The sequence below is a fragment of the Maricaulis alexandrii genome (assembly GCF_005871165.1).
In the GTDB taxonomy this organism is placed as follows: domain Bacteria; phylum Pseudomonadota; class Alphaproteobacteria; order Caulobacterales; family Maricaulaceae; genus Maricaulis; species Maricaulis alexandrii.
Genome location: NZ_SWKP01000007.1, coordinates 81,830 through 99,600, shown reverse-complemented (window position 1 = coordinate 99,600; position 17,771 = coordinate 81,830). Strand labels below are relative to the sequence as shown.

Here is a 17,771-nt window from a genome sequence, read left to right as displayed (position 1 = left end):
TCGGTTCACCCGGCAGCAAAAGGAGGCTGTCATGACTTTCAAGCTTGCACTCTTCGCCTCGATGGCCGCGGCAACCGGCCTGTTTGTATCAGCCCATGATGGGCTGGATCCGGCACTCGACCCGGCCGTTTCGCCCGATTGCGGCATTGAACGCCTGGACGACGAAACCGGCTTCCTGCTGACCGCGTGGAGCGAACTCGCCCAACCCGGAAGCTGGTCGCTCCTGGTCACCCAGTCCACCGGCGGTGGCGGGTTCGACATCATGCAGAGCGGCGATCTCGATCCGCGCGAGGGCCATGATCCGGTCCTCTCCTCGATTGACGTGGAGGCCGGCTATTCGGTCTCGGCCCGTCTCACCCTGTGGGATGTGAATGGCATGGCCATCTGCTCCGACCGGCTCGAGGTCTAGCGACTCGCCTGCGCCGACTGGCAAGCTTCATTCATGAATGCCGTGAATCAGCTTGCCAGCGACGCGGCGGCTTCCCAAATCTGCCGCAAAGGATTTTCGGGAGGCCCACATGTCCATCACGCTTTCAAACATCGCCCAGACACAGCTCGACCAGACCTATCGTGCGGTCACCATCATGCTCGACAAGGGCCAGGCCCATGCCCGGGACGCCGGGGTCGAAGAGTCCGTCTATCTGGACTGGCGCTTGGCCGCCGACATGTTCCCCCTGGTCAAACAGGTCCAGCTTGTCAGTGATTTCTCGGCCCGGGGCATGGCGCGCCTGGCCGGTGTCGATCCGGCGTCCATGCCGGACGAGGAAACCTCCTTCGATGCGCTCAAGGCGCGGATTGCCAAATCGCGCGATTTTGTCTGGAGCCTGGATATGGCGGCGATCGACGCGGAGCCGGAAGGCCCGGTGACCTTTCCGGCCGGTCCCGACCGCGAGCTCACCCTGCCGCGCCGCCTTTTTCTCCAGAATTACATGATCTCCAACACGCTCTTCCACGCCTCCACGGCCTATGGCCTGTTGCGGGCGATCGGTGTGCCGCTGGGCAAGGCCGACATGATGGGCATGTCCCAGCGCTAGTCGGCGCGCCAGGCCGGGGCTAGACTGACGGAAACCATTCGGGAGGTCCGTCATGCTCGCCTTTTTCGCGTCTCTTTTCCTGATCGGGGCCCAGGATCCGGCGCTTCTCGAACCCTTCGAGGTGCAGGGCTTCAACACCACGATCACGGTTGAAATCGATGCGCCGCGCGATGTGGTCTTCGAGGCGGCGACCGGTGATGTGACCGGTTGGTGGGATCATTCCTTCTGGCCGGACCCGGCGGAAATGGTGATCGAGCCGCAAATCGGCGGGCGCTTCTACGAGCGCTTCGAAGCGGGTTCGGACAATGGCACCCTGCATGCCCGGGTCATCTTCGTTCGCGCGCCGGAGCAATTGCGTCTGCATGGTCCGCTGGGCCTGTCCGGCCGTGCCGTGGACCTGGTGACCAGCTGGACGCTGACCGAGGGGGAGACCCCGGACACGACCCTGTTCCGGATCGATCTGGCCATGATGGGCGATATCGATGCGGAACTGGCGGGCGTGGTGCGCAGCGTGTGGGTTCATTTCATCGAGGCGCGGCTGAAAACCTATGTGGAAGCGGGTTGTCATCTTGAGCCGGAACAGGCCTGCGCCGCTTTCGCGGACTAGCGGGGGCTTGGCGACCGCGTTTCGACGCCCTATCTCGAGAGCATGACTGACATTCGATCCCTGCCAGATCTGCTTCCGCTTTTCCCGCTGGGGGGCGCCATTCTGCTGCCCGGTGAATTCCTGCCGCTGAATGTGTTCGAGCCGCGCTATCTCAACATGCTGGACGATGTGCAGCAGGGCAGCGGCTATATCGGCATCATCCAGACCCGTCAGGGCGGGACGCCGGACAAGCCCGAATTGCGCCGGATCGGCGGCGCGGGCCGGGTGGTGCATTTTGAAGAGACCTCCGACGGCCGTTACCTGATCACCCTGAAAGGGGTCAGCCGTTTCGTCCTGTCCGAAGAAGTCGATACGCCCAAACCCTATCGCGTGGCCCGGCCCGATTACTCGGCCTTCTCCCAGGATCTCGAGCCGCGCTCGGAAATCGAGGGGGATCGGGGCCGGCTGGTGCAGATGCTCCAGGCCTGGTTCCAGTCCGAACAGGTCTCGGCGGACTGGGAGAGCGTCGGTGCGGCGCCCCTCGTCACCCTGGTTGATCAATTGTCGATGGTTGCGCCCTTCGCAGCGGCGGAGAAACAGCAACTGCTGGAAGCGGATGATTCAGAGCGCCGGCTGGAAACCATGCAGGCCATCCTGGCCGAACATCTCACCGGCGGCGCGGACGGTCCGCTGCAATAGGCCGGATCAGGCGCGGGCGACCATCTGGTTGAGCCATTCCAGCGCTTCGGCCCGGGAGCGGAAAGTGCGTCCCTTGCCGCCGCGTTCCGCATGAATCTCCAGAATGGTGCGGGTCTGGTCGGACTGGTCATCCCGATCGATGACGCAAATCACCCGGCCCAGGCACATGCGGGCGAGGGAACGGGCGCGTTCCTGCCATTCCAGTTCGGAAAACAGGTAATGGGCCCCGCGAATGTCGAACATGATGGCGGGCGGATTGATGGCAGCCAGGAAACTTTCGAACGTATTGGCCGCAGCGGCGCCGTTACCGTGGGTGCGTTCCCCCTCGGTCCGGACTTCCAGTACGGCTCCGTGGATAATCATATCCACGCCTTCCATCGAATAGGATCGGGCCAAACCACCCCTCCGTGCTGCCACGACCCGTTTGCGGTCGCGAGAGCGCGCTTTGTACGGATAAACGTGCCGGGAATGTGGCGAAAAGCGACACCGGTCCCAATTCGGCCCGCATATCCGCCATGCATGAGCGGGTGGCGCTATTCCGGCCGGGCCCGAAGGCAGGCGCAACTGCTCATCTCGCCTTCACACAGCCGGTCGAGCCAGTCGTCGAGGGCGTCGGACAGGATGCGCTGTTGGGGCCAGTTCATCTGGACCGCCACGGTTCTCAGGCGGCGCTTCTGTTCATTGGTCAGGCGGAATTGCGCCCGCGCTGCCCGGTCGACCCCGGCATGGGGATCGTCCGGAAGGTCTAGCTGAGCACCGCAGCACCCCTGGCCCTCTGGGTCGGGCGCCGGCGGGGAGGCGGGCTCGACAGGGGGTACGGGTTTGCGAGCCAGGAGCGGCTGCGGCGCATCCGGGGCCTCGATGTCGCGGCGTTGCAGGAGGCTGCGTCGCGGCTCGGCATCCAGGCTGGTCGGCGCGGGTCTCGCGGGAGCAGGGGGGTGTTCCGGCGAGGGAGCGTCGACATAGCTGGCCCCGGAAAAACTGGAAGGAATGGCAGGCGAGGCTTCGCCCTTGCGGGCAAGCAGTCCGGCGTGAAGGCTGGCGTATTTGGCCATGGTCGCGTCGTCTCCCTATGCCATGTGGCGGCGTCCGAAGGGCTGGTGCGCCCGGCGCCGTTCAGTCTGGCCCTTGGGCGGGCCCATATCGGATTTGCGGCGGTCCACCCCGTCCCAGTTGGAATTCGAGGGGGTGGGTGGTTCGGTGGTTCCGGCCGCCGGTGTGGCCCCGAAGCGCGGCGGCTTGCCGGGAAGGGCATAGCCCGGCTGGTTCTCGATCCGCTGATCCTCGTCATCGCCATCATCATCCCCGCTCATGCCGGCCGTGGCGGGCGAGAGGATGTCGCGCTCGAAGGTGGACCGGGGCGGATGCGCCATGATTTCCAGCTTGTCGCCGCGCATGCGCATCAGCCGGTCTTCAAAATAGCGCCACAGGGTCGCGACCTCGTCTGCCGAGCGGCTGGACGTATTGACCTCGCCGACGGTGCGGCCGTCGATCATCGAAGCCGCGAAATCGACGCGGTGGTGCAGGGTGACCGGGGCGACCGTGCCGTGCTGGGAGAGAGCGACCGCAGTCTCCCCGGTGATGCGGGCCCGTGCGGTTGCCGAGTTGACGACGAAGACGAGCGGCTTGCCCTGCATCTGCACAATATCGACCGTCGGACCCACGGCCCGCAGATCGTGCGGGCTGGGCCGGGTCGGCACCACGACCAGATCCGCATGGGTGATGACTTCGGCAATGGTCGAGGTCACGGCGGGCGGGGTGTCGATGATGATCAACCGGTATCCCGCCTCTTCCAGGACCTTGATGTCCCGGGCCAGGTCCGGCACTGAAATCTGGGCGAAGGCCGGTGTGTCGCTGGAGCGCGCATTCCACCATTTCGCCATCGACCCCTGCGGGTCCGTGTCAATCAGGGCGACGGGGCCCGCGCCGGCCCGTTCGGCCTCGACGGCCATGTGCGCGGACACGGTCGTCTTGCCGGAGCCACCCTTCTGGGATGCAAATACAACGACCTGGCAGCGCTTTTTCAGATCTTCATCGGTCATCATCCACCTCTTATGCCGACCGCCTTCGGGTCGATCCCCTGGTGCGAGATGCCGATTAAAACCGAGGATGTCTTGCGGGCCGGATAAGCCGCGCGTCAGGATTTGAGGCGAATTTGCGCGTGATTTTAGGCGATTGCGAAATTTGCCGACGGGGATGCATCGCGCCCATGCGCTTCACACGCGACAGTGCTTGTCTATATGTATTGTGCGAGTGCGAAGGAGAGGGGTATGGCGGATACCACGATAGACCTGGCCGGAATTATCGGGCCGGACCAGGCTGTGCCGGGCGAAGGTGTCGGAGCTGTGGACTTTGAAACGGCTCTCATGCGCCGGGTGGAGCCGGGGCCCGGTGACTTCGATGTGCTCGGGCATGTCAACAATGTCGTCTATCTGCGCTGGGTGCAGGATATTGCCATCACCCATTGGAATGCCGTGGCGACGAAAGAACTGGATGACCGGTATTTCTGGATCGCCCTGAAGCACACGATCGAATACCGCGATCCGATCCTGCCCGGCGAAACAGCCGAGATCCGCACCTGGTTCGGCAAGATCCATGGGCCGCGCTTCGATCGCCATGTGGATATCCGCAAGCCGGGCGCCAAGCGCTATTCCTCCCGTTCCGTCACGGAATGGTGCTGTATCGACAAGCAGACCAAGCGCCCGGTCCGCATCTCGGACGAGATCCTGGAGCCCTTCGGCCTGGTCGGTGTGGATCTGGGCTAGCGGCCGGTCGCCGATTCCAGCTTGGCCCGGATGCGCTCGATCTCGTTGCGCAGGGTAATCAGTTCCGCCGGATCGAGACCGGTCGCTTCGAGCACACAGGCCGGAAGTCCGCTGGCCTCGTTCTCCAGCGCCCGGCCCTTGTCGGTGAGGTGTAAGAGTACCTGGCGTTCGTCGGACCGGTCACGTTTGCGCTCCAGAAGGCCCAGCCCCTCCATGCGTTTGAGGACCGGTGTGAGCGTATTGGACTCCAGGCCCAGGCGTTCCCCGAGATGGCTGACCCGCACCCCGTCCGCTTCCCAGAGCGCAATCATGACCAGGAATTGCGGATAGGTCAGGCCGAGCTCTGCCATGACGGGCTTGTAGAAGCGGTTGAACGCATTGTTGGCCGAATAGACCGCGAAACACAGCAGGTCATCGAGGCGGACCTGGTCCGTCAGTTTCGGCGGGGTGGTCTCTTCATCATGCATGCGGATCTCCTGCACTGAAAATAATCGCGCACGATTTATTCGCAACCGCTTGAACCGTGAGGGGGTGTGGCCTATGTATCTGCGTGCGATTAAATCGTGCACGATATAAATGGGAGCCGATCATGGCAGTCAATGTTCTTTATACGACTCAAGCACGGGCCACGGGCGGACGGGACGGGGTTGCCGAAACCCTGGACGGATCGCTCCAGCTCAAACTGGCAACCCCGAAAGCGTTGGGTGGCGCCGGGGGTGAAGGCAATAATCCCGAGCAATTGTTTGCGGCGGGCTATGCCGCCTGCTTCATCGGCGCCATGAAAGCCGTATCCGGCTCCGTCGGCGCGAAAGTGCCGGACGATGCCCGGGTGACCGCCGAAGTCGGTATCGGGCCGCGAGATGAAGGCGGGTTCGGACTGACCGTGGCCCTGAATGTGGATCTGCCGGGCCTGGACAAGGCGCTGGCCGAAAAACTGGTCGAGGCCGCGCATCAGGTCTGCCCCTATTCCAATGCGACCCGCAATAATATCGATGTCGCGCTGAGCGTGGCCTAGGTCAGGGTCGGGCAGTCCAGGCGTGTGGCCGCCTCATTGAGGGCGGCCACCGTCTTGTCAGCCAGCGGGATGCCTTCCCGGCGCCTTTTGCCGGCGATTGCCCGTTCCGGGTCGCCTGGATAGAGAACCGGGCTGTCCCAATCCATCAGGGGCGAGGCGAGGGCGTAATCGGCCATGGCCTGGACTTCCTCTTCCATCCAGCTTCGATCCCCGAACTTGTCCGGATTGATCAGGATGGACAGCATCCGGTTCTGGATGCCGCCGCGGCGCGGATTGCCCGGCTGGATGGTTCCCGCTCCGGACAGGACGCCGGCGAGGATTTCGCAGGCGAAGGCCAGTCCGTAGCCCTTGTGGCCCGCCATCGGGGTGAGGGCACCCTTGAGTTCGAACCCAGCCATGCCGGTCGGGTCGGTCGTGGGCAGACCCTTCTCATCGATCAGACTGCCGGTCGGAACGCGACCGCCCCGGCTTGCTGCGACGCGGACCTTGCCCAGGGCGATCTGACTGGTGGCGATGTCGAGCAGGAAGGCGGGCCGCTTGCCCGCCGCCGGGAAGCCGATGCAGACCGGATTGGTCCCGAAGCGCGCGTCCGAACCGCGATACGGAGCGACCAAGGGGCCGTGATCGGTGACATTCACAAAATGAAGAGAGGCCAGCCCGGCCTCTGCGGCCTGCTCGGCATAGGCGCCGATCCGGCCCAGATGGTGGACATTGCCGATCGTGGCAGCCGCGATCCCCTGTTCCCGCGCCATCGCGCCTGCGCGATCCATCAGCCGGTGCCCGCTGGGCGCGCCCCACCCCCCGCCGGCATCGATCTGGAGCAGCACGGCAGTCTCCTGCACACAGGTCTCCTCGGCATCCAGGGTGACCAGACCTTCCCGCACATGACGCAGATAGGCCGGCAACAGGCCGACGCCGTGACTGTCATGGCCCTTCAGATTGGCATCCACGAGATGGGCGGCGACGCTGGCAGCGTCTTTCGGGCGGGCACCCGCCCGGACCAGCACGTCTTCGGAGAAGCGATGAAGGCGTTCGATTTCAATTCGGTATTCGGTCATCAGGTCTCCGCCGGATCATCGGCTGGGGGTTGAACGAAAATAATTCGAAACTCTTTTATTCGATTAGGCGGCTGTTAACCAAAAATCAGGCGGCGATGTGTCGCGTTTTGGCACAGTAACCTCGTTTTCGTCGTTCGAAATCCATAAGCCTTTGTATTTAATTAGTAAAAAAATCTGCGTCAAAGGCGGAAAAACGAATCGCACTTAAGCGTTTGGCAACCGCTTTGGGGCATTCTTCATCACGTCGGGCCACAACGACCCGCAAGAAATTTGGGCGGCGTTCGAACACGGGGAAGATCCCGGACAGCGCCAGTGACTATCGGATGAAGGGTAAGTCTATGAACAAGACGGGCAAAATGATCCTGGCGGCCGCAATGACGGCCATGGCTTTTTCCGCGGCTCCGGCGATGGCGCAGGACCGTGAACGGACGCAGGTCGAGGCACCGGAATATCCGCGTGGCGCCGAGCGTCGCGGCATCGAAGGCTATGCGGTTGTCGAGTACACCGTGAATGCTGACGGCGCTGTCGAGAATGCGACCGTTGTCGAAGCCAATCCGGAAGGCGTGTTCGACCGCGCCGTGCTGCGCGCCATTGAAGGTTGGGCCTATGCGCCGGCCTCGGCGTCCACGGAAGGCGTTCAGCAGCGCTTCGACTTCAATCTGGGCGGTTAATCAAGACCCGGAAATTAAACGCAATTCAGCGAAAGAACTGAAACGCGTAGACCACAATAAGAATTCATTTACGGCGGCGCTGTAGCGTCGCCGTATCTTTATTGTCCGGGCCATTAACCTTAAGGGGCCGCCGTAATGAATTCTGTGCTCGCCAAGTTTCTAGACAAAACTTCCAGCATCCGGGTCCGACTCCTGGCCGCTTTCGGTCTGGCCTCTGCCATGACGCTGATCTCCGCGGTTGTCGGTATCTCCGGCTTCAATTCCGCCAACAATGCGGTTGAGCAAATCGCAGAACAGGCGATCCCCGAAATCCAGGCGGTCGACGCCTTGAGTGAAGACAGTCAGGGTTTGTCTGAGGCCCTCAACGCCTTCTCGCTCTCCCCTACGGTTCTGGCCCGTCAGGCCAATTATGACCGTGTGGTCGAGCTCCGCAACAATCTGACGAACGACCTGGAGACGTTGCAGCGTCTGTCCAATGTCGAGGAAACGGCTGAACTCGCTGCCTCGGTGGAGGAAATGTCGGAACTGGTCGAAAGCATGAACGACGTGGTCGACCGCCGCCTCCAGATCCGTGACCAGCGCTATGACGCCACGGCTGCGGCCCGCACGGCGCGGACCAATTTTGCGGCCAGCGTGGAAAGCGCGCTCGATGCCAGCGATGAAGCGGATATTGAAAGCCTGCTCCGTGCGCTGCTGGCGGCCAACCAGATGCTGATCCAGTACACCGAAGTGGATATCGCCGCGACCAATCCGGACGTCGATGGTGTCTACGACTCCTGGGATGAAGCCGTCGGCGAACTGGATGTGAACCTCGCCATTCTCGGGCCGATTGTCTCCGACGTGATGCGCGGCCAGGCCGACACGTTGATCGGTTTCGGCGAAGGCGATGAAGGCATTTTCGAACTGCGCAAGGCGGAGATCGCTGCGGTGGCTGCCGCCGAGATCGTGGCCGATGATGCCCGGTTCGCTGCGGAAGACCTCGTGGCCAATGTGCACGCCTTCAAGGCGGCCGTGAACGGTCGTGTGGGCGAAGCCACCGAAGCCGCCAATGGCGCGGTGACGGCAGGCCGTGTCCTGATGATCTCCATCGCGATCATCGGCATTCTGGTCGCCACGGCGATCGGCTGGTTCTACGTCAACAACATGCTGCTTCAGCGCCTCAGCCGGATGGCTCGCACCATGCGGGCCCTGGCGGAAGGCGACAGCGACGTCAATCTGGGCTTCACGCCGGGGAATGACGAGATCGGCGACATGGCGCGTTCGGTGGATGTGTTCCGCCAAAACGCCAAGGAGCGCGAGCGTCTGGAAGCCGAGACCGAAGCCGAACAGCGCATGAAGGAAAAGCGTGCGGCGGCCGTGGAAAGCCTGATCCAGGCCTTCGAACAGGCCTCGTCCGACGCGATCGGTCAGGTCGGCGAAGCGGCGTCCCGCATGGAAACCGCGGCCCGCGCCATGAGCTCGACCGCCGCGGCCACCACTGGCAAATCTGCCGCTGTGGCCCAAGCCTCCGAAGGTGCGTCCCAAAACGTGCAAACCGTGGCCGCTGCGGCTGAGGAAATGGTGTCCTCCATCGGCGAGATCTCCCAGCAGATCGCCCGCTCGACGGAGATTGCCGGCTCTGCCGTGGACCAGGTCGAGCAGACCAATGGCGATGTGCAGCGTCTGGATGATGCGGCCAAGTCGATCGACAATATCGTCAGCCTCATCAACGACATTGCCGAGCAGACCAATCTGCTGGCCCTGAACGCCACCATCGAGGCGGCCCGCGCCGGTGAAGCCGGCAAGGGCTTCGCGGTCGTGGCCTCCGAGGTGAAGGCTCTGGCCAGCCAGACCGGTGCGGCGACGCAGAACATCTCCGAGCACATCTCCGGCATCCAGGGCGCCACTGCGAAAGCGGTCGAAGCCATGGGTTCGATCGGCGGTACGATCCACGAGATGAGCGAGATTGCCACGGCCATCGCGGCCGCGATGGAAGAGCAGCGCGCCGCTGCGGGCGAGATTACCCGCTCGGCCCAGGAAGCCGCTGACGGTACCCGCGACGTGTTCTCGAACATCCAGGAAGTCGACCAGGCGACCTCGGAAACCGGCGAGAGTGCGGGCGAGGTTCTGGAAGCCTCCCTGGCCGTTTCGCGCCAGTCCGGCGAGCTCCGCACGGCCGTCGAGCAGTTCCTGCAGGAAGTGCGCGCAGCCTAGACTGCACCCAACTGAAATCGGGTAGCGCCCGCGGCTTGCCAGTCGCGGGCGCTACGCGTATATGGCGTCCCTCTCCCGCATGGGAGAGACATCGCGTGGCGAGGTAGCTCAGCTGGTTAGAGCGCACGACTCATAATCGTGAGGTCGAGAGTTCAAGTCTCTCCCTCGCCACCACTTCCTTCCTTCAAAACCGAAACTGCAGATCCGTCAGCCGGTGGCGTCATTCAGCGCCTTGCGAAGCAGGGTGATGATCGCTTCATGTGGTTCCGAGACGGCAAGGCCGGCGGGCAGGCCATCGCCGGCGCCGTTGAGCTCAGGGCGCGCTTCCTTCCAGTAGTATTCGAGCAGGGCGAGACTCTCGCGCAGGGTCTGGGCATCGCGCAAGGCGATGCGGGTACGACCGTCCAGCCCGTCCGGTTCGATCTCGAACCGGCGCACATCCCCACTCCGGACATAGCGGCGAATGTTCTGGTCGGACGGCGTGGCGTCCACCGTCTGGTGATAGGCATTGGCGTCAAACTGACCGGCAAAGGCCGGATCGGTGAGGTAGTTGGGCCGGCGCGCAATGACGGCTTCATCACCGGCAATGGCCAGCACCATTTCATCAGCTTCAAGGTCCTGCAGCAGGCGCCAATTGCTGAACCCGGTGAGATCGGCTCCGTCACGCGCCACGGCGGCATTGGCAAAACCGAAGGCCTGCAAGACCTCGCAATTATTGATCATGGTCTGCCAGTCATCCGGGTAGAGATGTTTGAGCTGGCTGAGATCCTGCCAGAAGCTCCAGGTGCGCAGCCCATAGCCGCGCAGCAGGGTGATCGCCTGGCGCAGTTGCCGCATCGTGCCCAGCTGCGCCGCTTCATCCAGAATGAAGAGGGTGGGCCTGTCCGGCCGGGTGCGACGGCGCGTGATGGCCGACATCATCGCCCCGATCCACATCCGCAGGAGCTTGCCATGGCTTTCCAGCTTCTCCGGCGGCAGCACGATATAGATGGAGGCGGGTTCGCTATTGGTGATGTCCTCGAGCTTCAGCGTGGACTCACCCAGGCTGGTCCGGGCTCCGGCGCTGCGCAGGAAATCCGTGTGGGACTGGGCGGTCGACAGGATCGAAGCAAACACCCTGGGCTCTGCCGTGCTGTACAGGGCGCATCCCTTGCGGACCGCATCCAGCTTGCTCTTCTCCATCTCCTTGAAGGTGAATTCCAGGTCCAGCTTGGACTGGTTGAGCAGGAAGTGGAGTTCCTGGAGATTGCGCAGGACGGGCGGACGCTGGGACGCAATGAACAGGATCATCGTTGTCACCAGCGACAGGGCGCGTTCATCCCAGAACGGGTCCCGGTTCGAGGGATTGGTGACGATCAGCTCGGCCAGCTCGGCGGCGACATCGATCGCGTCTTCGCTTTCCGGATCAATCAGATCGAGCGGGTTCAAGGCACCGGAGGGATCCCCGGTCACACCGAAGGGATCGATCAAATGGACCGTTTGCCCCAACTCGCGCCGGCGCCGGGCGGTGACGGCATAGTTCTCACCCTTGGGGTCGATGACGATCACCGGCCCCTGATATCGCAGCAGGGCCGGGATGATACAGCCGACACCCTTGCCGGCCCCGGTGCGCGCAATGCTGATCAGATGGCCGTCGCCCGTGTGCAGGATCGGTTCGAGGAGGTCGTCATCCTCATCGTCCTTCTCCTTCTCGACGGCTTCCCGGAAGGCGAAGCCCATCACCGGCTTGTGCGCCTCCTCCTCCAGTGAGTAGCCGACCAGCAGGCCGTTGGGATCGATGCGATAGGGCAGGCGGGGTGACGTCGTCATGGGGTCTCCGGGGCAGTCGGTGTTTCCGGGGTCTCTTGCCCGGCGATCAGGGCGCGTATCTCGTCGGCTTCTTGGCGCACGGCAGCCGCCATCTCGGCATCGCCGCCCGTTTCGCACAGTTCCGCAAGCTCGATACAGGCCTCGGCGGCTTCCTGTAGGCGGGCTGTATCCGATGTGATCTCGCCCAGGCTGCGCAATGTCGTGGATTTCTGGGCCAGCGCCATGAAGCGCAGCTGACCCGTTTCGGCACCGTGCGGATCCGCTTGCTCCAGGACATCATGGAACAGCGACACGGCCTCTTCCAGAGGGGCCGCATCCCCGGACACTTGGCCAAGTGACTGGAGGGCGCTGCCAAGGCGGAACCGGATGAGGGCCGGTTGGTTGGACGCGGCCCTGTCTGACGCGGCGTCAAGGGCTGTGCGAAAGGCCGCCACGGCGGCCTCCACACGGGACGGGTCGCCCGTGACCTCTCCCAGGCTCAGCAAGGCGCTGCCGAGACCGAATTGGTTGGACGTCCATTCCGCCGGGGATGTGGTCTTGTCCTGCACCGACAGGGCAGCGTCGAAAGCGGAAGCGGCTTCTTCGAGCGCAGTGGCATCCCCGGTCAGCTCTCCGAGCGTCTGCAAGGCAACGCCCAGATGGTTCTGGGACACCGCCCAGTCGGCGGGGGCCGCGTCGCGGTCACGCACAGCCAAGGCTTCCCGCAGGATTTCGATCCCGCCGGTCAACTGACCGGTGTCCTCCTCAAACCCGCCAATCAGGCAGAGGGCCACACCCAATTGGGAGCGTGTGTCGGCCCAGGCCTGGGGGGCATCCGTTCTCGACCGGGCTTGCAGGGCCTGCTCGAAGGCGGAGACGGCGGCCCGCAATTGTTCGGTGTCGCCGGTCGGGGTCGACGCCTCCTGCAGGGTCAGTCCGAGATCATGCTGGGCCTTTGACCAGGCGTGCGGTTCTCCCTCGCGGGTCCAGATCGCGAGGGCGGACGTGAAGGCCGTGATCGCCGCCTGATAGGCCTGCGGTGCGCCCGTCAGCTTCCCGATGCGCTTCTGGGCCAGTCCCAGCGCGTTCTGGACTTTCGCAGACAGGTCGGGAAGGGCGTCCGGTGTGTAGACCTCCAGGGCGTTGCGATAGTGCGAGACGGCCGTCTGCAGTCGCCCCGCATCATCCCCGATCCGACCGTTGCACGCCAACGCATCGCCGGAATTCCTGTGGAGGCGGGCCCATTCCAGGGGGGAGCGCTCGCGGGTTGAAACCTCCCTGGCCTCTGCGAAGGCGGCTACAGCCTGGTCCAGCAGGCCGGTATCGCCCTGGCCTTCGCCCTGCCGCTTCAGGGCCAGGCCGACCGCGTTCTGGATCGCGGCCCATTGCTCGGGCTGGCTTTGCCGGCTGCGAACGCTCTGCGCGGCGCGGAAGGCCCGGAGTGCGTCAGCCTGCCGGGCCGTGTCTCCGGCCATCGCCCCCAATTCGCTCTGAGCCTGGCCGATATTGTACTGGGTCATCGCCCAGCGGTCCGGCACCGCCTCCCGGCTGTAGATTTCCAGCACGCCTTGATGGGTCGCGATGGCGTCTTCCAGCAAGCCCCCGTCGCGCTGCAGGGCGCCCAGGCTGCGCAAGGTGGCGCCGAGATTGTTCCGTGTCGCGGCCCAGTCTGCGGGCATGGCATCGCGGGTCCGGATTTCGAGGGCATCCCGGAAGGCGCGCACCGCCGCTTCAAGCTGTGCGGCATCACCGGCTTTTTCGCCCAGCACCGACAGGACATTGCCCAGATTGTTCTGGGTCATCGCCCACTGCTTGGGCCAGTCCTTGCGCGTATAGACCTCACCGGCGGCCCGATAGGCGGCCACGGCCGCTTCCAGGACCGGGACATCACCGGTGATCGTGCCCAAGGTTTCCAGGGTCGCGCCGAGATTGTTCTGGGCAGCGGCCCAGGCGTCCGGGAACGTGTCGCGGGATACCAGGCTGAGAGCCTCCATGAAGGCCTCAGTGGACTGGTCCAGTATATCGGTATCGGCTGTCCGGGTGCCGAGGGCACGCAGCGTGTTGCCCAGATTGCTCAGCGTCAGCGCGTGCTTGTCCGGGGTTTCCCGGCTGCCACGGACGGACAGGGCCGCCCGATAGGCCTCCGCGGCATCCTTCAGCTTTTCCGTGTCACCGGTCAGCTTGCCCAGGGCGTGCAGGACCAGTGCGAGATTGTTCTGGGTGCCGGCCCAGTCATTCGGCATGGTGCGCGGGTTCTGCACTGTCAACGCTGCGCGATAGGCCAGGGCAGCCTCCTCGAACCGCGTGGTATCCCCGGCAAGCTGTCCAAGGGTCTGCAGGGCATTGCCCAGGATGGATTGCGTCATCGCCCAGTAAGGCGGATCCACTTTCCGCATGTAGCCGGCCGAGGTCTTGATCGCCTCGATGGCCAGAAGCTGTTTGTCCAGGTCGGTGAGATCCTTGGCCGATGCTCTCAGGGCCTCGGCGGCATCAAACAGGGCGCGGGCCGATCTTTCCCGCCATTTCGGCTCCGTCAGCCGCCCATCCGGACGTGAGGCGCTGGTGATCTCGAACAGGTGGGAAATGGCATGCCGGCGCCCCAGCAGGGCAGAGGCGATAATGCTGTCGAGCGCCTTCCCGATCCGGACCGGATCACCCGTTCGCAGGGATGCCTCTTCGGCCCGCAGATCAATGCCCTTGGCCTGGCTGCGCACAATGTCGAGCGTGCGCAGGAGGCCGGCCAGGACCAGCAGGTCGAACAGGATCCGGATGAAGAAATTGAGCGCCAGGCCTGTCGAACCGGCAGCCTGGACCCCGGACAGATTGTCGACCTGGAAGACCTCGCTCCAGTCGACCAGCGGCACCGCCTTCGTCAGCTCGCCCCAGACAAACAGGGCAGCATCGACACTGGGGAAGGGCGAATGTCCTGACAGGATGGTACCGGCTTCGCTGATGCGGACATAACCCAGCGGGATGAAGAAGAGCAGTAGGGCGATCGCGGCGAACATCTCGTCGCGCAGATCCTCGCCATCATAATTGGACCGCCCCTCCGAAGCACGTTCGACCCGTTGGTCCTCATCGCGTTCCCACAGCCGGTAGATGGCCAGGATGGAGACCAGCGCGATCACCACAGTGGTGAGGGCGGCCGGTAGCGGGGCGAAGGCCGATAGCATGGCCAGAAGGACGAAATAGAGAACGAAGACGCCCCAACGCTTCCAGCTTGTCTTCAGCGAAGCGCCGGTCACATGCACGATGCCTTCGCGCAGGAAGCGGTCGGCATGCCGGAACAGCCAGCCAGCCGCCGTTTCCAGGTGCACGAGTTTCATCAGCTGGAAGACCAGCCAGAGCAATCCGGCAGCCGCTATGGCGAAGGCAAAGGAGACGGCACCATTCAGCAGTGCGGTCAGGCCGTGCTCGACCGAAATGCCCATATCAATTCCCCCAACCCCCGGATGATTATGGATTATTCAGGCCGCCAGCCATGGATTAGTCAATGTTCGGACGGTCATTTGCGGGCTTGGCCGACAGCCTGCGACATATCCGCCGCAACCGCGATCGGGGGCATGAAACCGGCCGAGGATCGATTACATAGACAGTCCAGCTTTCAAGCGAGCCAAATCGTGATCCGAACCAATTTCCTTCTCCTCTGCGTGGCTGCGGTCGCGGTCCTGGCCAGCCTCGTTTATCTGGCCGTGGGTTATTTCAACATGCCGGACATCTCCATGGGACCGCATGGCTGGATCGCGCTCGGCCTGGGCATTGCCTTCTCGGTCGTGGTCGGCGGGGGGCTTTCGGCCATTCTCATCATCAGCCGCCGTCACGGGTATGATGAAGCCGCTCATGACATGTATCGTCAGGTCGACCCCGAGCAGGCCGACTAGGCCGCGTCACTCGCCACTGACTCGGGCGCAGCCGACGTGGGAGCCAGACAGGCGTCGATGGCGGCAAACAGGGCCGTCTGGTCGATGGGTTTGGAGACATAGGCATTCATGCCGGCTTCCAGGCAGCGCTGCGCTGATCCGTGCACCGCATTGGCGGTCAGGGCGATGATGGGCGTGCGTCCGGCCGGGCCGGGCAAACGGCGGATCTGCCGGGTGGCATCCAGGCCATCCAGAACCGGCATTTCCATATCCATCAGGACGAGATCAAAATCCTGCGCCTGGACGGCTTCGACGGCCTGTTGTCCGTTCTCGACAAAGCTCGGTTTCAAGCCGCGCAGTTTCAGGAAGCCGCGGGCGACCGTTTGATTGATGGGGTTGTCCTCGGCCACCAATACCCGCAACCCGGCCGCCTCGGTCCCGGTCTGGACTGGCGCGTTGCCGGCCTTGGCCGGCACAGGGGTTTCCAGGACCCGGCGAAGCGGCACTTCGAACCAGAAGGTGGAGCCTTGGGGCTCGCGCGACCGCATGCCGATTGTGCCGCCCATGAGCTCGACCAGGCGTTTGGAGATGGTCAGGCCCAACCCGGAACCGCCATGGGTTCGCGTTGCTTCGGAATTGGCCTGGGTGAAGGCAGTGAACAGGTCCGCGCGCGCGGCTTCACTGACCCCGCAGCCGGTATCATGCACATCCACCCGCAGAACGCTGCGGCGGCGGCCGATGGCATGCAGGGCGATGCGGACATCGACCAGACCCTCATCGGTGAACTTGATGGCATTGCCGATCAGGTTGAACAGAACTTGCTTAAGCCGCACCACATCGCCTTCATAGCGTGCGTCCTCGGGCGCCTGGACATCGATCGAGAAGTCGAGCGCCTTTTCGCCGGCCCGTGCTGACCACAGGGTTTGCGTGTCGCTGGCCAGTTGGCACGGGTCAAACACGGCGGTGTCCAGATCCATCTTGCCCGCCTCGATCTTGGACAGGTCGAGTATGTCGTTGAGCAGACGGAGCAGGATCTGGCCGCTGTCATCGATGACCCGGATCATGTCGGCCTGCTCGGCGTCCAGCTGGCCCGCCATCAGCAATTGTGTGATCCCCAGCACGCCGTTCAGCGGCGTGCGGATTTCATGGCTCATCGTGGCCAGGAAGTCCGACTTGGCCTTGGACGCGGCCAGGGCCTCGATGCGCGCGCGGCCCAGCTGTTCGGCCAGGGCGGAGAGTTTGTGATTGCGTTCCGTGCTCTCCCGCGACATCAGCCGGAATAGTTCCAGCGCCGTGCCGACACCGGCATAGTCACCCTCGCGCGTGATGATGAAACCCTCCATCAGCGCCGAGGGGCAGTCGCGGGCAATCAGGGCGTTGAGCTCTTCAACCGGTTTGCAGCTCTCGACGATCAGCGGCGATTTGCTCATCAGGAAGGAGATGGGGCGGCGCCCGTACAAGGCGCGGCCGTGCCGGTCTGCCATTTTCAGGAAGAAGCGGTCGCGGGAGATCAACCCGACCGGTTTGCGGTCCTCCACCACGGCGACGACCAGAAGGTCTTCATCCTCGGAGAGGAGGTCATAGACATATTCGCCGGTCGCGCTGGGCGCGATGACGGGCGCATGCATCAATACGTCGCGAACGAGACGGTTCATCCCCAAAAACCCTCACTAACCAATACGGGCGGAGGTTTCGCGGAGGGCGCCTTCTGAAGCATGAACGGGAAAAAGGTTTCACCGAAACTTCAACGAAGTGTCACGTCCGGACGGCGGTCTGTTCGGCGATCCAGGCGAGGAAATCGGGGGCGCTGGCAGCAGCCTCGACTGGCAGGGCCAGGATGCAGGGCGTGTCATAGGGATGCAGCGCCATGATGCGGTCGCGCAGGGCCGGGGCCCGGGTCTCGGTCGTCTTCAGGATCATCACGCATTCCTGCGCGGTCTCGATCTCCCCCTGCCAGCGATAGACGCTGGTCATGCCCGGCAGGATGTTGGCGCAGGCGCACAATTCCGCCTCGACCAGCGCCCCGGCAGCGGCCTCGGCCGAAGCGGGATCCGGCCAGGTGGTGTAGATCCATGTAAAACGCATGATGGTCATCCCCTCTG

The 17,771-nt window shown here is 63.8% G+C and carries 17 protein-coding genes, 1 tRNA gene and 1 pseudogene; 10 read left to right on the top strand and 9 right to left on the bottom strand.

Going from position 1 to position 17,771, the window contains the following annotated elements; all coding sequences use genetic code 11:
- Positions 1-31: 31 nt before the first annotated feature.
- From csgH to FCS99_RS09560, 4 genes are all read left to right on the top strand, one after another.
- On the top strand, positions 32-409 hold the full coding sequence (csgH, locus tag FCS99_RS09575; RefSeq protein WP_138511914.1) for a curli-like amyloid fiber formation chaperone CsgH: 378 nt from the start codon (positions 32-34) through the stop codon (positions 407-409).
- A gap of 109 nt (positions 410-518) precedes the next feature.
- Positions 519-1,034 carry a DUF1993 domain-containing protein gene (locus FCS99_RS09570; protein WP_138511912.1) on the top strand — a complete coding sequence of 172 codons (516 nt, stop codon included), beginning with the start codon at positions 519-521 and terminating at the stop codon, positions 1,032-1,034.
- Positions 1,035-1,086: 52 nt separating this feature from the next.
- On the top strand, positions 1,087-1,641 hold the full coding sequence (locus FCS99_RS09565; protein WP_138511910.1) for an SRPBCC family protein: 555 nt from the start codon (positions 1,087-1,089) through the stop codon (positions 1,639-1,641).
- A gap of 42 nt (positions 1,642-1,683) precedes the next feature.
- Positions 1,684-2,319, top strand: a complete 636-nt coding sequence (locus FCS99_RS09560) for an LON peptidase substrate-binding domain-containing protein (protein ID WP_138511909.1) — start codon at positions 1,684-1,686, stop codon at positions 2,317-2,319.
- Positions 2,320-2,325: 6 nt separating this feature from the next.
- Here the strand turns inward: FCS99_RS09560 and FCS99_RS09555 are convergent, their stop codons facing one another.
- The 3 genes and pseudogenes from FCS99_RS09555 to FCS99_RS09545 form a co-directional block, all read right to left on the bottom strand.
- Positions 2,326-2,715 (bottom strand): hypothetical protein, encoded by a 390-nt coding sequence (locus FCS99_RS09555; protein ID WP_138511907.1) that lies wholly within the window; start codon positions 2,713-2,715, stop codon positions 2,326-2,328.
- Positions 2,716-2,852: 137 nt separating this feature from the next.
- Positions 2,853-3,374, bottom strand: coding sequence for a hypothetical protein (locus FCS99_RS09550; RefSeq protein WP_138511905.1), 522 nt, complete (start codon positions 3,372-3,374; stop codon positions 2,853-2,855).
- A gap of 348 nt (positions 3,375-3,722) precedes the next feature.
- A pseudogene (locus FCS99_RS09545) lies at positions 3,723-4,361 on the bottom strand (AAA family ATPase); the annotation flags it as partial.
- A 228-nt stretch (positions 4,362-4,589) separates the two neighbouring features.
- Here FCS99_RS09545 and FCS99_RS09540 point away from each other — a divergent pair.
- A complete protein-coding gene (locus FCS99_RS09540) occupies positions 4,590-5,084 on the top strand; it encodes an acyl-CoA thioesterase (RefSeq protein WP_233352737.1) in 495 nt (164 codons plus the stop codon).
- Here the strand turns inward: FCS99_RS09540 and FCS99_RS09535 are convergent.
- A complete protein-coding gene (locus FCS99_RS09535) occupies positions 5,081-5,551 on the bottom strand; it encodes a MarR family winged helix-turn-helix transcriptional regulator (RefSeq protein ID WP_138511901.1) in 471 nt (156 codons plus the stop codon). The genes FCS99_RS09540 and FCS99_RS09535 overlap by 4 nt on opposite strands.
- A 122-nt stretch (positions 5,552-5,673) precedes the next feature.
- Here FCS99_RS09535 and FCS99_RS09530 point away from each other — a divergent pair, with 122 nt between their 5' ends.
- The gene (locus FCS99_RS09530) at positions 5,674-6,099 is read left to right on the top strand and encodes an organic hydroperoxide resistance protein (protein ID WP_138511899.1); all 426 of its coding nucleotides are present in this window, start codon (positions 5,674-5,676) and stop codon (positions 6,097-6,099) included.
- Here FCS99_RS09530 and FCS99_RS09525 read toward each other — a convergent pair.
- Positions 6,096-7,157, bottom strand: a complete 1,062-nt coding sequence (locus tag FCS99_RS09525; protein WP_138511897.1) for a malate/lactate/ureidoglycolate dehydrogenase — start codon at positions 7,155-7,157, stop codon at positions 6,096-6,098. The genes FCS99_RS09530 and FCS99_RS09525 overlap by 4 nt on opposite strands.
- A gap of 338 nt (positions 7,158-7,495) precedes the next feature.
- Here FCS99_RS09525 and FCS99_RS09520 point away from each other — a divergent pair, with 338 nt between their 5' ends.
- From FCS99_RS09520 to FCS99_RS09510, 3 genes are all read left to right on the top strand, one after another.
- Entirely contained in the window at positions 7,496-7,828 is a 333-nt protein-coding gene (locus tag FCS99_RS09520; protein ID WP_138511895.1) for an energy transducer TonB, read from the top strand.
- A 135-nt stretch (positions 7,829-7,963) separates the two neighbouring features.
- The gene (locus tag FCS99_RS09515) at positions 7,964-10,021 is read left to right on the top strand and encodes a methyl-accepting chemotaxis protein (RefSeq protein WP_138511893.1); all 2,058 of its coding nucleotides are present in this window, start codon (positions 7,964-7,966) and stop codon (positions 10,019-10,021) included.
- A gap of 97 nt (positions 10,022-10,118) precedes the next feature.
- Positions 10,119-10,195 (top strand) — tRNA-Met (locus tag FCS99_RS09510).
- A 33-nt stretch (positions 10,196-10,228) separates the two neighbouring features.
- Here the strand turns inward: FCS99_RS09510 and FCS99_RS09505 are convergent.
- Positions 10,229-11,830 carry a type IV secretory system conjugative DNA transfer family protein gene (locus FCS99_RS09505; protein WP_138511891.1) on the bottom strand — a complete coding sequence of 534 codons (1,602 nt, stop codon included), beginning with the start codon at positions 11,828-11,830 and terminating at the stop codon, positions 10,229-10,231.
- Positions 11,827-15,240, bottom strand: a complete 3,414-nt coding sequence (locus tag FCS99_RS09500) for a tetratricopeptide repeat protein (RefSeq protein ID WP_138511889.1) — start codon at positions 15,238-15,240, stop codon at positions 11,827-11,829. Before FCS99_RS09500 ends, FCS99_RS09505 begins: the two co-directional genes overlap by 4 nt.
- 189 nt (positions 15,241-15,429) lie before the next feature.
- Between FCS99_RS09500 and FCS99_RS09495 the strand changes: the two genes are divergently transcribed.
- Positions 15,430-15,690: a sugar phosphate isomerase family gene (locus tag FCS99_RS09495; RefSeq protein ID WP_233352733.1), complete on the top strand. Its 261-nt coding sequence runs from the start codon at positions 15,430-15,432 to the stop codon at positions 15,688-15,690.
- Here the strand turns inward: FCS99_RS09495 and FCS99_RS09490 are convergent.
- Together FCS99_RS09490 and cutA are read right to left on the bottom strand one after the other, a co-directional pair.
- Entirely contained in the window at positions 15,687-17,324 is a 1,638-nt protein-coding gene (locus tag FCS99_RS09490) for an ATP-binding protein (RefSeq protein ID WP_138511887.1), read from the bottom strand. The genes FCS99_RS09495 and FCS99_RS09490 overlap by 4 nt on opposite strands.
- Positions 17,325-17,424: 100 nt before the next feature.
- Positions 17,425-17,754, bottom strand: a complete 330-nt coding sequence (gene cutA, locus FCS99_RS09485) for a divalent-cation tolerance protein CutA (RefSeq protein WP_138511885.1) — start codon at positions 17,752-17,754, stop codon at positions 17,425-17,427.
- Between the last annotated feature and the right edge of the window lie 17 nt (positions 17,755-17,771).